This is a genomic window from Crenobacter intestini, assembly GCF_004919095.1.
Lineage (GTDB): Bacteria > Pseudomonadota > Gammaproteobacteria > Burkholderiales > Chromobacteriaceae > Craterilacuibacter > Craterilacuibacter intestini.
The window spans coordinates 39,763-56,731 of record NZ_STGJ01000021.1; the positions used below are offsets into that span (position 1 = coordinate 39,763).

At 59.8% G+C, this 16,969-nt stretch carries 31 protein-coding genes; 1 reads left to right on the top strand and 30 read right to left on the bottom strand.

Annotation, left to right across the window (positions count from 1 at the left end; translation table 11 throughout):
- Positions 1–10: 10 nt before the first annotated feature.
- Positions 11–1,327 carry an aspartate aminotransferase family protein gene (locus tag E5K04_RS14855; protein ID WP_168929247.1) on the bottom strand — a complete coding sequence of 439 codons (1,317 nt, stop codon included), beginning with the start codon at positions 1,325–1,327 and terminating at the stop codon, positions 11–13.
- 194 nt (positions 1,328–1,521) lie between these two features.
- Here E5K04_RS14855 and E5K04_RS14860 point away from each other — a divergent pair, with 194 nt between their 5' ends.
- Positions 1,522–2,910, top strand: a complete 1,389-nt coding sequence (locus tag E5K04_RS14860) for an aminotransferase-like domain-containing protein (RefSeq protein ID WP_168929248.1) — start codon at positions 1,522–1,524, stop codon at positions 2,908–2,910.
- A 50-nt stretch (positions 2,911–2,960) separates the two neighbouring features.
- Here the strand turns inward: E5K04_RS14860 and rplQ are convergent, their stop codons facing one another.
- The 29 genes from rplQ to E5K04_RS15005 all read right to left on the bottom strand — a co-directional run.
- Positions 2,961–3,353 (bottom strand): 50S ribosomal protein L17, encoded by a 393-nt coding sequence (rplQ, locus tag E5K04_RS14865; RefSeq protein WP_136555548.1) that lies wholly within the window; start codon positions 3,351–3,353, stop codon positions 2,961–2,963.
- Positions 3,354–3,377: 24 nt separating this feature from the next.
- Positions 3,378–4,361: a DNA-directed RNA polymerase subunit alpha gene (locus E5K04_RS14870; protein WP_136555550.1), complete on the bottom strand. Its 984-nt coding sequence runs from the start codon at positions 4,359–4,361 to the stop codon at positions 3,378–3,380.
- A 21-nt stretch (positions 4,362–4,382) separates the two neighbouring features.
- Positions 4,383–5,003 carry a 30S ribosomal protein S4 gene (gene rpsD / locus E5K04_RS14875; RefSeq protein WP_136555552.1) on the bottom strand — a complete coding sequence of 207 codons (621 nt, stop codon included), beginning with the start codon at positions 5,001–5,003 and terminating at the stop codon, positions 4,383–4,385.
- A gap of 18 nt (positions 5,004–5,021) precedes the next feature.
- Positions 5,022–5,417 carry a 30S ribosomal protein S11 gene (gene rpsK, locus E5K04_RS14880; protein ID WP_124735762.1) on the bottom strand — a complete coding sequence of 132 codons (396 nt, stop codon included), beginning with the start codon at positions 5,415–5,417 and terminating at the stop codon, positions 5,022–5,024.
- 18 nt (positions 5,418–5,435) lie between these two features.
- Complete coding sequence (gene rpsM, locus E5K04_RS14885; protein WP_136555554.1) at positions 5,436–5,798, bottom strand: 30S ribosomal protein S13; 363 nt, start codon at positions 5,796–5,798, stop codon at positions 5,436–5,438.
- A 63-nt stretch (positions 5,799–5,861) separates the two neighbouring features.
- Complete coding sequence (rpmJ, locus tag E5K04_RS14890) at positions 5,862–5,975, bottom strand: 50S ribosomal protein L36 (RefSeq protein ID WP_077296114.1); 114 nt, start codon at positions 5,973–5,975, stop codon at positions 5,862–5,864.
- Between the two features lie 210 nt (positions 5,976–6,185).
- Positions 6,186–7,505 carry a preprotein translocase subunit SecY gene (gene secY / locus E5K04_RS14895; protein ID WP_136555556.1) on the bottom strand — a complete coding sequence of 440 codons (1,320 nt, stop codon included), beginning with the start codon at positions 7,503–7,505 and terminating at the stop codon, positions 6,186–6,188.
- A gap of 11 nt (positions 7,506–7,516) precedes the next feature.
- The gene (gene rplO / locus E5K04_RS14900) at positions 7,517–7,951 is read right to left on the bottom strand and encodes a 50S ribosomal protein L15 (RefSeq protein ID WP_136555558.1); all 435 of its coding nucleotides are present in this window, start codon (positions 7,949–7,951) and stop codon (positions 7,517–7,519) included.
- Position 7,952: 1 nt separating this feature from the next.
- The gene (gene rpmD, locus E5K04_RS14905; RefSeq protein WP_136555560.1) at positions 7,953–8,138 is read right to left on the bottom strand and encodes a 50S ribosomal protein L30; all 186 of its coding nucleotides are present in this window, start codon (positions 8,136–8,138) and stop codon (positions 7,953–7,955) included.
- Positions 8,131–8,649: a 30S ribosomal protein S5 gene (rpsE, locus tag E5K04_RS14910; RefSeq protein WP_136555562.1), complete on the bottom strand. Its 519-nt coding sequence runs from the start codon at positions 8,647–8,649 to the stop codon at positions 8,131–8,133. Before rpsE ends, rpmD begins: the two co-directional genes overlap by 8 nt.
- Before the next feature lie 13 nt (positions 8,650–8,662).
- Positions 8,663–9,016, bottom strand: coding sequence for a 50S ribosomal protein L18 (gene rplR / locus E5K04_RS14915; protein WP_136555564.1), 354 nt, complete (start codon positions 9,014–9,016; stop codon positions 8,663–8,665).
- A gap of 13 nt (positions 9,017–9,029) precedes the next feature.
- Complete coding sequence (rplF, locus tag E5K04_RS14920; protein ID WP_136555566.1) at positions 9,030–9,563, bottom strand: 50S ribosomal protein L6; 534 nt, start codon at positions 9,561–9,563, stop codon at positions 9,030–9,032.
- 12 nt (positions 9,564–9,575) lie between these two features.
- A complete protein-coding gene (rpsH, locus tag E5K04_RS14925) occupies positions 9,576–9,971 on the bottom strand; it encodes a 30S ribosomal protein S8 (RefSeq protein WP_136555568.1) in 396 nt (131 codons plus the stop codon).
- A 13-nt stretch (positions 9,972–9,984) separates the two neighbouring features.
- The gene (gene rpsN, locus E5K04_RS14930; protein WP_136555570.1) at positions 9,985–10,290 is read right to left on the bottom strand and encodes a 30S ribosomal protein S14; all 306 of its coding nucleotides are present in this window, start codon (positions 10,288–10,290) and stop codon (positions 9,985–9,987) included.
- A gap of 4 nt (positions 10,291–10,294) precedes the next feature.
- Positions 10,295–10,834 carry a 50S ribosomal protein L5 gene (gene rplE / locus E5K04_RS14935; protein WP_136555571.1) on the bottom strand — a complete coding sequence of 180 codons (540 nt, stop codon included), beginning with the start codon at positions 10,832–10,834 and terminating at the stop codon, positions 10,295–10,297.
- Between the two features lie 9 nt (positions 10,835–10,843).
- The gene (gene rplX, locus E5K04_RS14940) at positions 10,844–11,158 is read right to left on the bottom strand and encodes a 50S ribosomal protein L24 (RefSeq protein WP_136555573.1); all 315 of its coding nucleotides are present in this window, start codon (positions 11,156–11,158) and stop codon (positions 10,844–10,846) included.
- A gap of 9 nt (positions 11,159–11,167) precedes the next feature.
- Entirely contained in the window at positions 11,168–11,536 is a 369-nt protein-coding gene (rplN, locus tag E5K04_RS14945; protein ID WP_136555575.1) for a 50S ribosomal protein L14, read from the bottom strand.
- A 194-nt stretch (positions 11,537–11,730) separates the two neighbouring features.
- Positions 11,731–11,994 carry a 30S ribosomal protein S17 gene (gene rpsQ / locus E5K04_RS14950; protein ID WP_136555577.1) on the bottom strand — a complete coding sequence of 88 codons (264 nt, stop codon included), beginning with the start codon at positions 11,992–11,994 and terminating at the stop codon, positions 11,731–11,733.
- A 1-nt stretch (position 11,995) separates the two neighbouring features.
- Positions 11,996–12,184 carry a 50S ribosomal protein L29 gene (rpmC, locus tag E5K04_RS14955; RefSeq protein WP_136555579.1) on the bottom strand — a complete coding sequence of 63 codons (189 nt, stop codon included), beginning with the start codon at positions 12,182–12,184 and terminating at the stop codon, positions 11,996–11,998.
- Positions 12,184–12,600: a 50S ribosomal protein L16 gene (gene rplP / locus E5K04_RS14960; protein WP_136555581.1), complete on the bottom strand. Its 417-nt coding sequence runs from the start codon at positions 12,598–12,600 to the stop codon at positions 12,184–12,186. Before rplP ends, rpmC begins: the two co-directional genes overlap by 1 nt.
- A complete protein-coding gene (gene rpsC, locus E5K04_RS14965) occupies positions 12,584–13,288 on the bottom strand; it encodes a 30S ribosomal protein S3 (protein WP_136555583.1) in 705 nt (234 codons plus the stop codon). The genes rplP and rpsC overlap by 17 nt, the downstream gene beginning before the upstream one ends.
- A gap of 10 nt (positions 13,289–13,298) precedes the next feature.
- Positions 13,299–13,628, bottom strand: coding sequence for a 50S ribosomal protein L22 (gene rplV, locus E5K04_RS14970; RefSeq protein ID WP_136555585.1), 330 nt, complete (start codon positions 13,626–13,628; stop codon positions 13,299–13,301).
- Positions 13,629–13,637: 9 nt separating this feature from the next.
- The gene (gene rpsS, locus E5K04_RS14975) at positions 13,638–13,916 is read right to left on the bottom strand and encodes a 30S ribosomal protein S19 (RefSeq protein WP_136555587.1); all 279 of its coding nucleotides are present in this window, start codon (positions 13,914–13,916) and stop codon (positions 13,638–13,640) included.
- Positions 13,917–13,923: 7 nt separating this feature from the next.
- A complete protein-coding gene (gene rplB / locus E5K04_RS14980; RefSeq protein WP_136555589.1) occupies positions 13,924–14,757 on the bottom strand; it encodes a 50S ribosomal protein L2 in 834 nt (277 codons plus the stop codon).
- An 11-nt stretch (positions 14,758–14,768) separates the two neighbouring features.
- Complete coding sequence (gene rplW, locus E5K04_RS14985; protein ID WP_163314787.1) at positions 14,769–15,077, bottom strand: 50S ribosomal protein L23; 309 nt, start codon at positions 15,075–15,077, stop codon at positions 14,769–14,771.
- Positions 15,068–15,688 (bottom strand): 50S ribosomal protein L4, encoded by a 621-nt coding sequence (gene rplD, locus E5K04_RS14990; RefSeq protein WP_136555593.1) that lies wholly within the window; start codon positions 15,686–15,688, stop codon positions 15,068–15,070. Before rplD ends, rplW begins: the two co-directional genes overlap by 10 nt.
- Positions 15,688–16,332, bottom strand: coding sequence for a 50S ribosomal protein L3 (gene rplC, locus E5K04_RS14995; protein ID WP_136555595.1), 645 nt, complete (start codon positions 16,330–16,332; stop codon positions 15,688–15,690). Before rplC ends, rplD begins: the two co-directional genes overlap by 1 nt.
- 144 nt (positions 16,333–16,476) lie before the next feature.
- Positions 16,477–16,788: a 30S ribosomal protein S10 gene (gene rpsJ, locus E5K04_RS15000; protein WP_008955635.1), complete on the bottom strand. Its 312-nt coding sequence runs from the start codon at positions 16,786–16,788 to the stop codon at positions 16,477–16,479.
- A gap of 18 nt (positions 16,789–16,806) precedes the next feature.
- A partial coding sequence (locus tag E5K04_RS15005) for an EF-Tu C-terminal domain-related protein (protein WP_456236621.1) occupies positions 16,807–16,969 on the bottom strand: 163 nt, incomplete at its 5' end.

A 16,969-nucleotide genomic window follows, 5' to 3' on the forward strand; every position in this document is an offset into this window, starting at 1 on the left:
GTGGTCCTGTTTATTCGGTTTCACGGATGGCTTCGCCGATCACGGCGAACAGTCGGTCGATCTCTTGCTCTTCGATGATCAGGGGCGGCGAGCAGGCGATGATGTCGCCGGTAAAGCGCACCAGCACGCCCTTCTCCCAGCACTTGAGGAACACGTCGAAGCCGCGCTGGCCGGCCGCGCCCGGCCGGCTGTCCAGCTCAATGCCGGCGACCAGGCCCAGGTTGCGGATGTCCTTGACGTGGCGCTCGCCGCGCAGGGCGTGTGCCTTCTCCTCGAAGCGCGACGCGAACGCGGCCGCACGACCAAACAGGTCTTCGTCACGGTACAGGTTAAGCGTCGCGATCGCCGCCGCGCAGGCGAGCGGGTGCGCCGAATAGGTGTAGCCGTGCGGGAACTCGATCATCCGCTCGCCGGCGGCAGCCATGAACGCGTCGTGGATCTCGGGCTTGACCAGCACCGCGCCCATCGGCACCACGCCGTTGGACAGGCCTTTGGCGCAGGTCAGGATGTCGGGCAGCACGTCGAAGCGGTTGGCCGCCCAGTCGGCGCCCAGACGGCCGAAACCGGTGATCACCTCGTCGAAGATCAGCAGGATGCCGTATTTGTCGCAGATCTCGCGCAGGCGCTTGAGGTAACCCTTGGGCGGGATCAGCACGCCGGTCGAGCCGGCCATCGGCTCGACGATCACCGCGGCGATGGTCGACGGGTCGTGCAGGGTGGTGATGCGCGCTTCCAGTTCGTCGGCAAGCTCGGCGCCGAATTCCGGTTCGCCGCGGCTGAACGCGTTGCGGGCGAGGTCGTGCGTGCTCTTCAGGTGGTCGGTCGCCGTGAGTGTCACCGGGAACAGCTTGCGGTTGCCGGCGATGCCGCCGACCGAGATGCCGCCGAAGTTCACGCCGTGGTAGCCGCGCTCGCGGCCGACCAGCTTGACGCGCGCCGCATCGCCGCGCACGCGGTGGTAGGCGATCGCCATCTTCAGCGCGGTGTCGGCCGCCTCGGAGCCCGAGTTCACGAAGAACACCTTGCCCAGCCCCTTGGGGGCCATCGCGGCGAGTTGCTCGGCCGCCTCGAAGGCGAGCGGATGGCCAAGCTGGAAGGGCGGCGCGTAGTCGAGCGTCGCCGCCTGGCGCTGGATCGCCTCGACGATGGGCTTGCGGTTATGCCCTGCGTTCACGCACCACAGGCCGGCGCTGCCGTCGAGGATGTCGCGGCCGGCGTCGTCCTTGTAGTACATGCCGTCGGCGCTCACCAGCATCCGCGGCGCCGACTTGAATTGCCGGTTGGCGGTGAACGGCATCCAGTAAGCCTGCATGGTCTCCTGCTTCATCTTTGTTCTCCTTGTCGGCACCGTTGTGCCCTGCGCTGAATGTAGCCAGCGCGGCTGGCAGACAACAGCGACAGTTGGAAGGAAGAATGCATGGCCGTACAGATTAAATACCTGCACGGTTGACGTACGGCCGGCGCTGGAAGCGGATCAATTGGCCATGTATGCTGGGCAATTATCAGATTGACCGACAAGCCATGCCGGAACACGCACAATCGACCAGTACAGTCGCGCTCGCCGAGCAGTTGGCGGCAGAAATTACCCGCCGCATCGAGAGCGGCGGCCTGCGCCCCGGCGAGCGGCTGCCTTCGGTGCGCGAGGCGGCGCGCAGCCGCGGCATTAGCACCTTCACGGTCAGCGACGCCTACCAGCGCCTGACCACACGCGGCTTGCTGGTCGCCCGCCGCGGCGCCGGCTATTTCGTCGCGCCGCCGCTAGGCCGGCCCCGCGAGGCACTACCGGCGCTGTCGACCCTGCCGATCGACGACGACTGGCTGCTCAGCCGCATCTACCAGCGCGACCCGTCCATCCTGTACGCCGGCTGCGGCTGGTTGCCTGACCATTGGTACGACCGCGACGCCAATAGCGCGGCGATGCGCAGCATCGCCCGCCGCAAGGCCCCCTTCCACCCCTACGGCGACCCGCAGGGTTACGAGCCGCTGCGCAGGGAGATCGCGCGCGGCCTCTGCACGCAGCACCTGCATGTCGGTGCCGACCAGGTGTTGATGACGCAGGGCGCGAGCAAGGCGCTCGACATGGTCGCCTGCACGCTCGCCGAACCGGGCGACACCGTACTGATCGACGAACCGGGCTACTGCAACCTGATTTCCTGCCTGCGCCTGCGCGGCTTCAAGCCGGTAGGCGTGCCGTGGAACGCCGACGGGCCCGACTGCGAACGCCTGGCAACCCTGCTCGCGCAACATAAGCCGCGGCTCTTCTTCAGCAACCCGCTGCTGAACAACCCGAGCGGTGCCAGCTACACGCTGTCAACCGCCTACCGGGTGATGAAGCTGCTGGACGACGCGGGGTGTACCCTAGTCGAGGATAACGTCGCACAGCCCTTCCACCCGGCACCGCCGCCACCGTTGTGCTCGCTGGGTGGCGCGGAACGGCATGTATATATCGGCAGCTTCTCCAAATCGCTCGCGCCGGGCCTGCGCGTGGGCTACGTGGTCGCCAGCCATGAAAGGATAGAGCGGCTGCTGCGCTACAAGATGATCACCGGCCTGACCACACCGGTCCTCAACGAGATGCTCGCGATGGAACTGGCTGAAGCGGCCGGCAGCCGCCGCCAGCTGAATGAAGCGCGCGAGGCGCTGCAGGAGGCACAGTATGTGTGCCAGCAACGCTTCGAAGCGGCGGGGTGGACGCTGTTCGCCCGTCCCGCGCACGGGCTCTTCCTGCTCGCCCGCCCGCCGCACGCCGCACCGGTACTCGCCGAACAGGCGCGCGACGCCGGCATCGTCCTCGCGCCGGGCAGGCTGTTTTCCTGCGACGGCAGCCACGCCGACTGGTGGCGCTTCAACGTCGCTTACAGCCGCAACAGCCGCTTGTGGGACTTCCTCGGCACGCTGCGCCACAAATGAAAAAGGCCACCCCTAGGGGTGGCCTTTTTGCCAGGGCTTGCGCCCTCCGATTACTCGGCTTCGTCAACGACGACGGCTTCGCCTTCCGGACGGTCCAGCAGCTCAACCAGAGCCATCGGGGCGTTGTCGCCCTTGCGGAAACCGTACTTCAGGATGCGAACATAACCGCCGTTGCGGGTAGCGTAACGCTGACCCAGCACGTCGAACAGTTTGACCACGATTTCGCGGTCGCGGGTGCGATCGAAGGCCAGACGACGGTTGGCCAGCGACGGCTTCTTGCCGAGGGTGATCAGCGGCTCGGCTACACGACGCAGCTCCTTGGCTTTCGGCAGCGTGGTCACGATCACTTCGTGACGCAGCAGCGAGTTCGCCATGTTGCGGAGCATCGCCAGACGATGGCTGGTCGTGCGGTTCAGTTTACGATTGCTATAACGATGACGCATTCTTTTGTCCTTTTATCCCGTAGCTTACGGTTTTTCCAGACCTGCCGGCGGCCAGTTCTCAAGCTTCATGCCGAGCGTCAGACCCTTGGAGGCGAGAACTTCCTTGATCTCATTCAGCGACTTGCGGCCGAGGTTCGGAGTCTTCAGAAGCTCGGTTTCGGTGCGCTGGATCAGATCGCCGATGTAATAAATGTTCTCGGCCTTCAGGCAGTTCGCGGAGCGAACCGTCAGTTCGAGATCGTCGACCGGGCGCAGCAGGATCGGATCGATCGGCGGCTGCTTCTCTTCGATGACTTCGACCGTCGTGCCCTGGAGATCGGCAAAAATGGACAGCTGGTCAATCAGGATGCGTGCGGCGGCACGAACAGCCTCTTCAGGCTCGATCACGCCGTTGGTCTCGATATCCAGAACCAGGCGGTCGAGGTCGGTACGCTGCTCAACGCGTGCGCTTTCGACAGCAAAGCTTACACGGTTGATCGGCGAGAACGACGCGTCGAGCTGGATGGTACCGATCGCACGGTTATCTTCGCTGTTGACACGGGCGGATACCGGCTGGTAACCGCGGCCCGTTTCGACCTTGATCTCCATCTCGACCTTGCCGCCTGCCGACAGGTGGCAGATGACATGGTCGGGGTTGACCACTTCCACATCGTGCGGAAGATCGATATCGCTGGCCAGGACTGCGCCCTCACCCTCTTTCTTGAGGGTCAGCACGACGCTGTCACGACCATGCAGCTTAAGCACTACGCCCTTGAGGTTCAGGAGAATGTCGACGACATCCTCCCGAACACCGTCAAGTGCGGAATACTCATGCAAAACGCCAGCGATGGTCACTTCGGTCGGAGCAAAGCCCGGCATCGAGGACAGCAGGATACGGCGCAGCGCATTACCCAGGGTATGCGCGTAACCACGCTCGAACGGCTCCATGGAGACATGGGCGTGCGTGGCGCTTACCGGCTGCACGTCGATCAGACGGGGTTTAAGAAATTCCGAAGCGCTGTTTTGCATAGACATTCCTCTGGCTAGCGATTACTTGGAATAGAATTCCACAACCAGCTGTTCGTTGATGTCGCTCGACAGCTCGGAACGCTCCGGAACGGACTTGAAGACGCTTTCCATCTTCTTGGCGTCAACGGACACCCAGGCCGGCAGACCGATTTGCTCGGCCAGCGCCAGAGCTTCCTGGATACGAACCTGCTTCTTGCTCTTTTCGCGGATGGCGACCACGTCACCGGCTTTCACCTGGTAGGACGGGATGTTCACGGTCTTGCCATTGACTGTAACCGCCTTGTGGCTGACCAGCTGACGCGCTTCTGCACGGGTCGAACCGAAACCTACGCGGTACACCACGTTGTCCAGACGGGACTCGAGGAGTTGCAGCAGGTTTTCGCCGGTCGAACCCTTCAGGCGGGCAGCTTCAGCGAAGTAGTTGCGGAACTGACGCTCCAGCACGCCGTAGATGCGGCGGATTTTCTGCTTTTCGCGCAGCTGGGAACCATAGTCCGACAGACGCGGCTTGCGGGCACCATGCTGGCCCGGCGGCGTGTCGAGTTTGCACTTGGAGTCCAGCGCACGACGCGCGCTCTTCAGGAAGAGATCGGTGCCTTCGCGGCGCGCAAGTTTACATTTGGGGCCGATATAACGTGCCATCTTCTCAAAATCTCCGAATTAGATACGACGTTTCTTGGGCGGACGGCAACCGTTGTGCGGTACCGGCGTCACGTCGGAGATGCTGGTAATCTTGAAGCCAAGCGAGTTGAGAGCACGAACTGCAGATTCGCGACCCGGGCCAGGGCCCTTGATGCGAACTTCCAGATTCTTGACACCGTATTCTTGGGCAACTTTACCAGCATGTTCTGCAGCAACCTGTGCTGCAAACGGTGTACTCTTGCGCGACCCTTTGAAACCAGCACCGCCGGAGGTAGCCCAAGACAAAGCATTCCCTTGACGATCGGTGATGGTGATGATGGTGTTGTTAAAGGAAGCGTGAACGTGGACGATGCCCTCGCTTACGCTCTTGCGCACTTTTTTGCGTACACGACCTGCTGTGTTTGCTTTAGCCATTATCAGAGATCCTTAAAATTACTTCTTGCCAGCGATCGGCTTGCGCGGACCCTTACGAGTACGAGCATTGGTGCGAGTACGCTGACCGCGGCACGGCAGGCCACGGCGATGGCGGAAGCCGCGGTAGCAGCCCATGTCCATCAGACGCTTGATGCTCATGGTGATTTCGCGGCGCAGGTCACCTTCTACGGTGAACTTGGCCACTTCTTCACGAAGCGTTTCCATCTCTGCGTCGGTCAGATCCTTAACCTTGGAGGAAGGATTCACGCCAGTAGCAGCACAAATCTGCTTAGCGCGCGTCTGACCGATGCCGTAGATTGCCTGCAGGCCAATGACGGCATGCGCATGATTGGGGATGTTTACCCCTGCAATACGGGCCATAGTCTATCCTTAAGACCTTGAAAAGTTTGCGATTGTATCACGCAAATGAAGGTCTAACAAATGTTAGCCTTGCTTCTGCTTGTGACGGGGGTCGGTGCAGATCACGCGCACGATACGGTTGCGGCGGATGATCTTGCAGTTACGGCAAATTTTCTTTACCGAGGGTTGTACTCGCATATCAGTTCCTTATCGAACACAAAAGGTCGAACCGGCCGTGGGCCGGTCAACCGGCTCCCGAAGAGCCATCGACACCGGGTGGTGTCCGTTACCACCAGCCAGACGCCCGACTACCCCGCCTGGCGGGACAGAAGAGCACCGGAACCGCCCGCAGGCGGCCCGGCGAATCTGGATCGTTTGCCTAGCCAGATAACCCAGCTAACCCCGGACTCAGCGGCTGAGGCCGCCGCCCTTGAAGTTTGCTTTCTTCAACAGGCTCTCGTACTGGTGGGACAGCACGTACGACTGCACCTGGGTCATCAGGTCCATCGTCACCACCACGATGATCAGCAGCGAGGTCCCGCCGAAATAGAACGGCACGTTCCACTTCAGGATCAGGAACTCTGGCAGCAGACACACCAGAGTGATGTAGACGGCCCCGATCAGGGTCAGCCGCATGATGATCTTCTCGATGTAACGGGAAGTCTGTTCACCAGGACGGATGCCGGGGATAAAAGCCCCACTCTTCTTCAGGTTGTCTGCCGTTTCCTTGGGGTTGAACACAAGGGCGGTGTAGAAGTAACAGAAGAAGACGATGGCTGCTGCGTAGAGCAGAACGTAGAGCGGCTGGCCCGGATGCAGCTTGTCTGCAATGGACTTCAGCCAGCCTACGCCTTCACCACTCCCGAACCAGCCGAGGGCCGTTGCCGGGAAGAGGATGATGCTGGACGCAAAGATCGGCGGAATTACGCCGGCCATGTTCAGTTTCAGCGGCAGGTGCGTGCTCTGACCCTGCATCACGCGGTTGCCGACCTGGCGTTTCGCGTAGTTGACCAGGACCTTGCGCTGGCCGCGTTCGACGAACACGACAAGGTAGGTCACCGCAATCACGCCGACAAACAACAGGATGGTCAGCAGCACCGGCAGCGACCCTTGGCCCGCGAGGGTCAGGGTCTTGCCGATCGCCGACGGCACACCGGACGCGATACCGGCACAGATGATCAGCGAGATACCGTTGCCAATACCCCGCTCGGTGATCTGCTCGCCGAGCCACATCAGGAACATGGTGCCAGTCACCAGGGTCACGACCGTCGAGAGATAGAACTCCCATTGGCCGACAACCACCAGGTTGGGCTGTTTATAAAGCATCACCGCAATGCCGAAACTCTGGAAAGTCGCGAGCAGAACGGTGGCGTAACGCGTGTACTGGGTTATCTTACGACGTCCCGCGTCGCCTTCCTTCTTCAGCTGCTTGAGCTGGGGAATCACTTCCCCAGCCAGCTGCAGAATAATGGAGGCCGAGATGTACGGCATGATGCCGATGGCAAATACCGTAAATCTCGACAGGGCACCGCCGGAGAACATGTTGAACATGTCCAGCAGGCCCGTTTGTGACGACTGGAACAACTTCGCTAGTTCGGCAGGGTTGATCCCGGGAACCGGAATATGCGCACCAATACGGTAAACGATCAGCGCACCGACCAGAAACCAGATCCTGCGCTTGAGATCACCAAACTTATTGGTGTTTGCCGCTAGAGAAGTATTCGCCACGTACTTACGCCTTATTCAACGATGGAGCCACCAGCAGCTTCGATCGCGGCACGGGCACCGGCAGTGGCAGCAACGCCACGCAGCTTGATGGCGCGTTCGATCTTGCCGGACAGGATCACCTTGGCAGACAGAGCCTGGATGGTCGCGAGACCAGCCTGCTTCAGTGCGAGCAGATCAATCTCGTCAACCGGCAGGGCAGCCAGGTCGGACAGACGTACTTCGCAGGTCTTGCCAGCCGACAGCGACTTGAAGCCGCGCTTCGGCAGACGACGCTGCAGAGGCATCTGACCGCCTTCGAAGCCAACCTTGTGGAAACCACCGGCACGGCTCTTCTGACCCTTGTGACCGCGACCAGCGGTCTTGCCCAGGCCGGAACCGATGCCACGACCCACGCGACGCTTGGCGTGCTTGGCGCCTACGCCGGCTTGAATGGTATTGAGTTCCATGTTAGCCCTCGCATTTCAGCAGGTAGCTGATCTTGTTGATCATGCCACGGTTCTCAGGCGTATCCAGCACTTCGACGGTCTGGCGGATCTTCTTCAGACCCAGACCGCGAGCGCATGCCTTGTGCGACTCAAGGCGACCGATCAGGCTTTTCACCAGGGTCACTTTGACGGTTTTACGATCACTCATGGTTTGCCCCCAGAATGTCTTCCACGGTCAGGCCACGCTTGGCGGCGATCTGAGCCGGGGTGTAGATCTTCATCAGGCCGTCCAGGGTGGCGCGAACCACGTTGTACGGGTTGGTCGAACCATGGATCTTGGCGGATACATTGCGAACGCCCATGGCGTCAAAAATCGCGCGCATCGGACCACCAGCCTTGATACCAGCGCCGTCCTTGGCCGGCTGCATGAACACGGTGGTTGCACCGTGACGGCCTTCCACTGCGTGGTGCAGGGTGCCGTTCTTCAGCGGGATCTTCACCATATTGCGACGTGCTTGCTCCATGGCTTTCTGCACGGCAACGGGCACTTCTTTCGACTTGCCCTTGCCCATGCCGATGCCACCATCGCCATCACCGACAACGGTGAGAGCGGAGAAAGCCATAATGCGACCGCCCTTCACCACCTTGGTGACGCGGTTGACGCCGATCATCTTCTCGATCAGACCGTCGCCACGATCTTCAATCTCGTGCTTAGCCATTCTTCACTCCGAATTAGAATTGCAGGCCGTTTTCACGGGCTGCATCTGCCAGGGCCTTGATACGGCCGTGGTAGTTGAAACCCGAGCGGTCAAAGGCGACCTGCTGGACGCCGGCAGCCTTGGCCTTTTCGGCGATGCGCTTGCCCACGATCGCTGCAGCAGCGGTGTTGCCACCGTTGGCGATGTCGGCGCGCACTTCTGCTTCCAGGGAGGAAGCACTGGCAAGCACTTTACTGCCGGTCGCATCGATGATCTGAGCGTAAATGTGGCAGTTGGTACGATGTACCGACAGACGCACCATCTTGAGCTCCGCGATCCGGGCACGGGTTTTGCGTGCGCGGCGGAGTCGAGCTTGTTTCTTATCCATGTCAGTGCCTCAATTACTTCTTCTTGGTTTCTTTCAGAACCACAACCTCGTCGGCGTAACGCACGCCCTTGCCCTTGTAAGGCTCCGGCGAACGGTAGGCGCGGATTTCTGCCGCGACCTGGCCAACTTGCTGCTTGTCTGCACCCTTGATCAGGATCTCGGTCTGAGACGGGGTCTCGACCTTGACGCCTGCCGGCATCTTGTGGACGACCGGGTGGGAGAAACCGAGAGAAAGGTTCACGGCATCACCCTGGGCCTGGGCACGATAGCCCACGCCGACGAGCTGGAGCTTGCGCTCGAAGCCCTTGGAAACACCGGTCACCATGTTGTTCAGCAGCGCACGCAGCGTACCGGACATGGAACGCGCGAATTTGCTGTCGCTCTTGGCTGCGAAGGTCAGCTCGTTGTTGTCGAGCTTGACGTCGACGTCTGCGCACAGTGCAGTGCTCAGCGTGCCGATCGGGCCTTTTACGACGATTTCTTCGGCGGTGAATTTGACTTCAACGCCTGCCGGAATCGCAACGGGATTTTTAGCTACGCGAGACATGTAATCCTCCCATTACGCCACGATGCAAAGGAGTTCACCACCGATGCCGGCAGCACGTGCCTTGCGGTCGGTCATCACACCTTTGGAGGTCGACAGGATGGTTACTCCCAGGCCGTTCATCACCTTCTGGATCTCGCCGGAGCCCTTGTAAACACGCAGGCCAGGACGGGAAACGCGCTCGATGCGCTCGATGACCGGACGACCGGCGTAGTACTTGAGCTGGATGTCCAGCGACGGCTTCTTCTCTTCACCGGCGACGGCGAAGTCTTCGATGTAGCCTTCTTCCTTGAGAACCTGGGCGATCGCAACCTTCAGCTTCGACGACGGCATGGAAACCGTGGTCTTCGAAGCGCGCTGGGCGTTGCGCACGCGGGTCAACATATCGGAAATAGGATCGTGCATACTCATTCGTGTTCTCCTATTACCAGCTGGCCTTTGTTACGCCAGGAATTTCACCTTTCATGGCGATTTCACGCAGCTTGCTGCGGCCGAGGCCGAACTTGCGGAATACGCCACGCGGACGACCGGTGATGGCGCAACGGCGGCGCTGGCGAACCGGGCTAGCGTTGCGCGGCAGCTGTTGCAGCTTCAGACGAGCAGCAAAGCGCTCTTCGTCCGACAGACTTTCGTTGTTGATGATGCCGAGGAGTTGCTCGCGCTTGGCAGCGTACTTGGCTACCAGCTTGGCGCGCTTCTCTTCACGGTTAATCAGTGCAAGTGTTGCCATGTGCTTAACCCTTGAACGGGAACTTGAACGCAGCCAGCAGAGCGCGGGCCTCTTCGTCAGTCTTCGCCGTGGTGGTGATGGTGATGTTCATACCACGCAGAGCATCGATCTTGTCGTACTCGATTTCCGGGAAGATGATCTGCTCTTTGACGCCCATGTTGTAGTTGCCGCGACCGTCGAAGGACTTGGCGGAAACACCACGGAAGTCGCGAACGCGCGGCAGCGAAATCGTCACCAGGCGGTCGAGGAACTCGTACATGCGTTCACGGCGCAGAGTCACCTTGCAGCCGACCGGGTAGTGATCGCGAATCTTGAAGCCGGCGATCGACTTGCGGGCGGTGGTCACCACGGGCTTCTGACCGGCGATCTTCTCCAGGTCGCCCACGGCGAATTCCATGACCTTCTTGTCGGCAACCGCTTCACCAACACCCATGTTCAGGGTGATCTTTTCGATGCGCGGTACTTCCATGATGGATTTGTAACCGAACTGCTTGGTCAGCTCGGCGACAACCGTTTCTTTGTAGAAATCGTACAGACGTGCCATGTTGACTCCTTAAGCCCCGATCACTTCACCGGACGACTTGAAGACGCGTACCTTGCGGCCGTCTTCCAGCGTCTTGAAGCCAACGCGGTCAGCTTTCTGGGTGTTCGGGTTGAAAATGGCAACATTGGAAACGTCAACAGGCATGGTCTTTTCGACGATGCCGCCGGCGATGCCGCGAACCGGGTTCGGCTTCATGTGCTTCTTAGCGACATTGATGCCTTCAACCACGACCTTGCCTTCCAGAGCGCGCAGAACGGTGCCGCGCTTGCCCTTGTCCTTACCAGTGATTACTACGACTTCATCACCTTTGCGAATCTTGCGCATGCTAGCTCCTTACAGCACTTCCGGTGCCAGCGACACGATCTTCATGAAGCGCTCGGTACGCAGTTCACGCGTAACAGGCCCGAAGATGCGGGTGCCGATCGGCTCGAGTTTGGCGTTCAGCAGAACGGCGGCGTTGCCGTCGAACTTGATCAGCGAGCCATCAGGACGACGAACGCCCTTGGCGGTACGAACCACAACTGCGTTGTAGACGTCGCCTTTCTTGACACGACCGCGCGGAGCAGCATCCTTGATGCTCACCTTGATGATGTCGCCAACGCTTGCGTAGCGACGCTTGGAGCCGCCCAACACCTTGATGCACTGCACATGACGCGCACCAGTGTTGTCTGCGACCTCAAGCATGGTCTGCATTTGGATCATTTGATTACCTTTTCTATCCAACTTAACCCGTCACTTTCACCTGATCCACCGCTGCATGTTTGAGCGGCTTTACAGATGAAACGCCGCGAATGCGGCGTATCAAACGGCCAGTTTTGGACCCCGTAAGGGCAGAATCCTGCCAGACAGGGCAGGAAAGTGGCCATTATACAGAGGGGTCGCCCCCTCTGCAAGCTTTACACCTGACGAGCTTTCTCGACCAGGCTGGTCACGACCCACGTCTTGGTCTTCGAGAGCGGACGGGACTCGCTGATAACAACGATGTCGCCTTCACGGTACTCGTTACCCTCGTCGTGCGCGTGGAACTTCTTGGAAAGACGGATCACCTTGCCGTAGACAGGGTGCTTGACCTTGCGCTCGACCAGGACGGTCACGGTCTTGTCCATCTTGTCGCTGACCACTTTGCCGGTCAGCGTACGTACCACTTTGGTTTCGCTCATATCAAGCAGCCTTCTCTTTCAGAACGGTACGGACGCGAGCGATGTCGCGGCGCACTTTCTTCAGTTCACTGTTTTTGGCGAGTTGCTGCGTGGCATGCTGCATCCGCAGGGCGAACTGTGCCTTCAGAAGGCTCAGCAGTTCCGCCTTCAGCTCGTCCACGTTTTTAGCTCTCAGTTCGGACGCTTTCATCACTGACCCACCTGTCTAGTCACAAACATCGTAGCGATCGGCAGCTTGGCAGCAGCCAGACGGAATGCTTCGCGGGCCAGTTCTTCAGCCACGCCGTCCATTTCGTACAGCATTTTGCCAGGCTGGATTTCAGCCACGTAGAATTCCGGGGAACCCTTACCGTTACCCATACGCACTTCAGCAGGCTTGGAGGTAATCGGCTTGTCCGGGAACACGCGAATCCAGATGCGGCCGCCACGCTTGATGTGACGGGTCATCGCACGACGGGCAGCTTCGATCTGACGCGCGGTCAGACGGCCACGACCGACAGCCTTCAGGCCGAAATCGCCGAAGCTCACCTTGTTGCCACGAGTGGCGATACCGGTGTTGCGGCCCTTGTGCTGTTTACGGTACTTGAGTCTAGTTGGCTGCAGCATTTCGTGCCCCTGCCTTTCTCGTTTTCTTCTCCGGGGCAACCGGTGCGGCCTGAACCTGACCCGGCTTCAGATCGCCCTTGTACACCCAAACCTTGATGCCGATGATGCCGTAGGTCGTCTTGGCTTCGCTGGTCGCGTAGTCAACGTCCGCACGCAGCGTGTGCAGCGGCACGCGACCTTCGCGGTACCATTCGGTACGTGCGATTTCGATACCGTTCAGACGGCCCGAGCTCATGATCTTGATGCCCTGGGCGCCCATGCGCATCGCGTTCTGCATGGAACGCTTCATCGCACGACGGAACATCACGCGCTTCTCGAGCTGGGCGGCGATGCCGTCAGCGATGATCTGCGCGTCGGTTTCCGGACGACGGATTTCTTCGATGTTCACGTGAACCGGCACGCCAAGCTTGTTCTGCAGCTCGCGCTTCAGCAGTTCGATGTCTTCACCCTTCTTGCCAATCACGACACCCGGACGGGCGCTGTGGATGGTGATGCGGGCGGACTTGGCCGGACGCTCGATGACGATGCGGCCAACCGAAGCGTGTGCGAGACGCTTCTTCAGGAACTCACGGACTTCGATGTCCTTCTTCAGCATGCCCGGAAAATCCTGGGAGCTGGCGAACCACTTCGAAGACCAGTTTTTAGTCACGGCAAGACGGAAACCCGTCGGATGAATCTTCTGACCCATTGCTAACCCCTCAATTGCCTACGGTCACGGTGATGTGGCAAGTCTGCTTTTCAATGCGATTGCCACGACCTTTGGCACGGGCCGTGAAGCGCTTCAGGCTCGGACCCTTGTCAACGAACACAGTTGCCACCTTCAGGGTGTCGATGTCCGCGCCTTCGTTGTGCTCAGCGTTGGCAATCGCCGAGTTGAGCACTTTCTTCAGCAGTTCGGCGCCTTTTTTCGGGCTGAAAGCCAGAATGTTCAGCGCTTCCTCCACGGACTTGCCGCGGATCAGATCAGCTACCAGGCGGCACTTCTGGGCCGACAGGCGAGCGTTATTCAAATGTGCAGATACTCTCATCGCTTCACCTTACCTCTTCTTGGCCTTCTTATCGGCAGCGTGGCCTTTGAAGGTACGAGTCAGAGAGAATTCACCCAGTTTGTGACCAACCATGTTCTCGGAGATGTAGACCGGAACGTGGGTGCGACCGTTGTGAACAGCAATCGTGAGACCAATGAAGTCCGGCAGGACGGTCGAGCGGCGCGACCAAGTCTTGATCGGACGCTTGTCATTGGATGCACGCGCCGCATCCACCTTGTCCAGCAGGTGGAGATCAACAAACGGGCCTTTTTTAAGCGAACGTGCCATGTTTCAATTACCCTTTATTGGAATAGCGGCGGCGTACGATCATGTTGTCGGTACGCTTGTTGCGACGGGTACGGAAGCCCTTCGTCGGCTGGCCCCACGGGCTAACCGGCACGCGGCCTTCACCAGTACGACCTTCACCACCACCATGCGGGTGATCGATCGGGTTCATCGCCGTACCGCGGACGGTCGGGCGGATACCACGCCAGCGATTCGCGCCGGCCTTACCGATCTTGCGCAGGCTGTGCTCTTCGTTGCCCACTTCGCCGATGGTGGCGCGGCAGTCAACGTGCACCTTGCGGATCTCGCCAGAGCGCAGACGCAGCTGGGCGTAGATGCCTTCGCGGGCCAGCAGCATGGCGGACTGACCAGCGGAACGGGCGATTTGCGCACCCTTGCCCGGCTGCAGCTCGATGCAGTGGATGGTGGTACCGACCGGGATGTTGCGGATCGGCAGGGCGTTACCAGCCTTGATCGGGGCTTCTGCGCCCGAAACCAGCACGGCACCGGCCTTCACACCACGCGGAGCGATCACGTAGCGGCGCTCGCCGTCGGCGTAGCACAGCAGCGCGATGTGCGCGGAGCGGTTCGGATCGTATTCGACGCGCTCAACCTTGGCCGGAATACCGTCCTTGTTGCGGCGGAAGTCGATGATACGGTAGTGCTTCTTGTGGCCACCACCCATGTGACGGGTCGTGATGTGGCCATTGTTGTTACGGCCGGCGGTCGAGGTTTTCTTCTCGAGCAGCGGAGCGTAAGCACCACCCTTGTGCAGGTCGGGGTGAACGACCTTGACGACTGCGCGGCGACCGGCAGAAGTCGGCTTTACTTTAACGATAGGCATGCTCTATCTCCTCACTCCGCGGCCGTTGCGGTCAGGTCGAATTCCTGACCCGGAACCAGGCTGACATAAGCCTTCTTGGTGTCCTTGCGGCGACCCATGGTACGGCCGAAACGCTTGACCTTGCCCTTCACGCTAACGGTCGAAACGCCAGCAACCTTCACGTTGAACAGCAGTTCAACGGCGGCCTTGATCTCGCCCTTGGTCGCGTCGGTGGCGACACGGAAAGCAACCTGCTGGGTCTTCTCGGCGATCATCGTGCTCTTTTCGGAGACGATCGGAGCAAGAATAACCTGCATCAGACGTTCTTGATTCATGCCCACTGCTCCTCAAGTTGCTTGATAGCGTCGCGGGTGATCACGATCTTTTTGAAGCGGACCAGGCTGTACGGGTCAGCCTGCTGGGCTTCGATCACCAGCACGTTCGGGAGGTTACGCGAAGAGAGGTACAGGTTCTCGTCCAGTTCCTTGGTGATGAACAGAGCCTGTTCCAGACCCATGCCCTTCACCAGGCCGGCGAATTCCTTGGTCTTCGGCGTTTCAACGGACAGCGAATCAACCACGATCAGACGCTCGTCACGCACCAGTTGCGACAGGATGGTCGCCACACCGGCACGGTACATCTTGCGGTTGACCTTCTGGCTGAAGTTTTCATCCGGCTTGTTCGGGAACGCACGGCCACCACCACGACGAACCGGGGAAGCAGTCATACCTGCACGTGCGTTACCAGTACCCTTCTGCTTGAACGGCTTCTTGGTTGTGTGGTTGACTTCAGCACGCGTCAGCTGTGCGCGGTTGCCGCTACGGGCGTTCGCCAGGTAGGCGGTAACAACCTGATGCACCAGCGCTTCGTTGTACTCTCGGCCGAACAGTGCTTCGGAGGCCTGCAGAGCTTCCAGAGCCTGACCCTGAGTGTTGATTACTTTCAATTCCATCACGCACCCGCCTTCACACTAGGACGAACGACCACGTCGCCGTTCGTGGCACCCGGGACGGCGCCCTTGACCATGATCAGCTGACGCTCAGCGTCGATACGAACAACTTCCAGGCACTGAACGGTGCTCTTGACGTTACCGTACTGACCTGCCATGCGCTTACCCGGCAGAACGCGACCCGGATCCTGAGCCTGACCGATCGAACCCGGCGTATTGTGCGAACGGGAGTTACCGTGCGACGCGCGGTTGGAAGAGAAGTTGTGACGCTTGATCACGCCGGAGAAGCCCTTACCCTTGGAGGTACCGGTCACATCGACCAGTTGACCAACGGTGAAGATCTCAACGGTGATCTTGTCACCCGGCTTGTACGCGGAGACTTGCTCAGCGGTCAGCGCGAATTCGCGCACGCCACGGCCGGCTTCGACGCCAGCCTTTGCGAAGTGACCGGCAGCGGCCTTGACTACGCGGCTTGCCTTACGATCGCCAAAAGTAACCTGAACGGCGGTGTAGCCGTCTACTTCGGCGGATTTTACTTGCGAGACGCGGTTAGCGGACATATCCAGCACGGTCACCGGGATGGAAGCGCCATCCTCAGCAAAAATGCGGGTCATGCCGACTTTGCGTCCGACCAGACCTAAAGTCATGTTTATTTCCTTTTGCAGGTGCCGATTACGATTGACCGGCATACAAAAACAAAAGCGGACTCTCAGAAACGAGAGTCCGCAAATGTATCACAGAAAAATCATACGGCGCAATCACTTAGCGCAGTTACGCCGTATTTTCCGCGATTACTGCAGCTTGATTTCGACGTCGACGCCTGCCGGCAGGTCGAGTTTCATCAGCGCGTCGACCGTCTTGTCGGTCGGGTCGACGATGTCCATCAGGCGCAGGTGAGTACGGATTTCCAGCTGGTCGCGGGAAGTCTTGTTCACGTGCGGCGAGCGGAGGATGTTGAAACGCTCGATCTTGGTCGGCAGCGGAACCGGACCCTTGACCACGGCGCCGGTGCGCTTGGCGGTCTCGACGATCTCCTGTGCCGAGCGGTCGATCAGGTTGTAATCAAACGCCTTCAGGCGGATACGGATTTTCTGGCTTTGCATGTGAGTCTCCGTAGCCGATTACTTGAGGATCTTGGCAACGACGCCGGCGCCGACGGTACGGCCGCCTTCGCGGATCGCGAAGCGCAGACCTTCTTCCATCGCGATCGGGGCGATCAGTTCGACCGAGATCGAAACGTTGTCACCCGGCATCACCATTTCCACGCCTTCCGGCAGGCTAACC

What these genes read in the sequence shown, in the direction of transcription:
- rpsN (WP_136555570.1), bottom strand. Translation starts at nt 10,290, where the DNA reads ATGGCAACACTTGCACTGATTAACCGTGAAGAGAAGCGCGCCAAGCTG.
- rpsS (WP_136555587.1), bottom strand. Translation starts at nt 13,916, where the DNA reads ATGGCACGTTCGCTTAAAAAAGGCCCGTTTGTTGATCTCCACCTGCTG.
- rpsJ (WP_008955635.1), bottom strand. Translation starts at nt 16,788, where the DNA reads ATGCAAAGCCAGAAAATCCGTATCCGCCTGAAGGCGTTTGATTACAAC.
- rplV (WP_136555585.1), bottom strand. Translation starts at nt 13,628, where the DNA reads ATGAGAGTATCTGCACATTTGAATAACGCTCGCCTGTCGGCCCAGAAG.
- rpsH (WP_136555568.1), bottom strand. Translation starts at nt 9,971, where the DNA reads ATGAGTATGCACGATCCTATTTCCGATATGTTGACCCGCGTGCGCAAC.
- rpsK (WP_124735762.1), bottom strand. Translation starts at nt 5,417, where the DNA reads ATGGCTAAAGCAAACACAGCAGGTCGTGTACGCAAAAAAGTGCGCAAG.
- rplP (WP_136555581.1), bottom strand. Translation starts at nt 12,600, where the DNA reads ATGCTGCAGCCAACTAGACTCAAGTACCGTAAACAGCACAAGGGCCGC.
- rpsM (WP_136555554.1), bottom strand. Translation starts at nt 5,798, where the DNA reads ATGGCCCGTATTGCAGGGGTAAACATCCCCAATCATGCGCATGCCGTC.
- rplO (WP_136555558.1), bottom strand. Translation starts at nt 7,951, where the DNA reads ATGGAACTCAATACCATTCAAGCCGGCGTAGGCGCCAAGCACGCCAAG.
- E5K04_RS14855 (WP_168929247.1), bottom strand. Translation starts at nt 1,327, where the DNA reads ATGAAGCAGGAGACCATGCAGGCTTACTGGATGCCGTTCACCGCCAAC.
- rplB (WP_136555589.1), bottom strand. Translation starts at nt 14,757, where the DNA reads ATGCCTATCGTTAAAGTAAAGCCGACTTCTGCCGGTCGCCGCGCAGTC.
- rpsE (WP_136555562.1), bottom strand. Translation starts at nt 8,649, where the DNA reads ATGGCTAAGCACGAGATTGAAGATCGTGGCGACGGTCTGATCGAGAAG.
- rpmC (WP_136555579.1), bottom strand. Translation starts at nt 12,184, where the DNA reads ATGAAAGCGTCCGAACTGAGAGCTAAAAACGTGGACGAGCTGAAGGCG.
- rplR (WP_136555564.1), bottom strand. Translation starts at nt 9,016, where the DNA reads ATGGATAAGAAACAAGCTCGACTCCGCCGCGCACGCAAAACCCGTGCC.
- rplN (WP_136555575.1), bottom strand. Translation starts at nt 11,536, where the DNA reads ATGATCCAAATGCAGACCATGCTTGAGGTCGCAGACAACACTGGTGCG.
- rpsC (WP_136555583.1), bottom strand. Translation starts at nt 13,288, where the DNA reads ATGGGTCAGAAGATTCATCCGACGGGTTTCCGTCTTGCCGTGACTAAA.
- rplE (WP_136555571.1), bottom strand. Translation starts at nt 10,834, where the DNA reads ATGGCACGTCTGTACGATTTCTACAAAGAAACGGTTGTCGCCGAGCTG.
- rplD (WP_136555593.1), bottom strand. Translation starts at nt 15,688, where the DNA reads ATGGAATTGAAAGTAATCAACACTCAGGGTCAGGCTCTGGAAGCTCTG.
- rpmJ (WP_077296114.1), bottom strand. Translation starts at nt 5,975, where the DNA reads ATGCGAGTACAACCCTCGGTAAAGAAAATTTGCCGTAACTGCAAGATC.
- rpsQ (WP_136555577.1), bottom strand. Translation starts at nt 11,994, where the DNA reads ATGAGCGAAACCAAAGTGGTACGTACGCTGACCGGCAAAGTGGTCAGC.
- rplX (WP_136555573.1), bottom strand. Translation starts at nt 11,158, where the DNA reads ATGCGCAAGATTCGCAAAGGTGATGAAGTCGTAGTAATCACTGGTAAG.
- rplQ (WP_136555548.1), bottom strand. Translation starts at nt 3,353, where the DNA reads ATGCGTCATCGTTATAGCAATCGTAAACTGAACCGCACGACCAGCCAT.
- rplC (WP_136555595.1), bottom strand. Translation starts at nt 16,332, where the DNA reads ATGACTTTAGGTCTGGTCGGACGCAAAGTCGGCATGACCCGCATTTTT.
- E5K04_RS14870 (WP_136555550.1), bottom strand. Translation starts at nt 4,361, where the DNA reads ATGCAAAACAGCGCTTCGGAATTTCTTAAACCCCGTCTGATCGACGTG.
- rpsD (WP_136555552.1), bottom strand. Translation starts at nt 5,003, where the DNA reads ATGGCACGTTATATCGGCCCCAAATGTAAACTTGCGCGCCGCGAAGGC.
- rplF (WP_136555566.1), bottom strand. Translation starts at nt 9,563, where the DNA reads ATGTCTCGCGTAGCTAAAAATCCCGTTGCGATTCCGGCAGGCGTTGAA.
- E5K04_RS14860 (WP_168929248.1), top strand. Translation starts at nt 1,522, where the DNA reads ATGCCGGAACACGCACAATCGACCAGTACAGTCGCGCTCGCCGAGCAG.
- rpmD (WP_136555560.1), bottom strand. Translation starts at nt 8,138, where the DNA reads ATGAGTGATCGTAAAACCGTCAAAGTGACCCTGGTGAAAAGCCTGATC.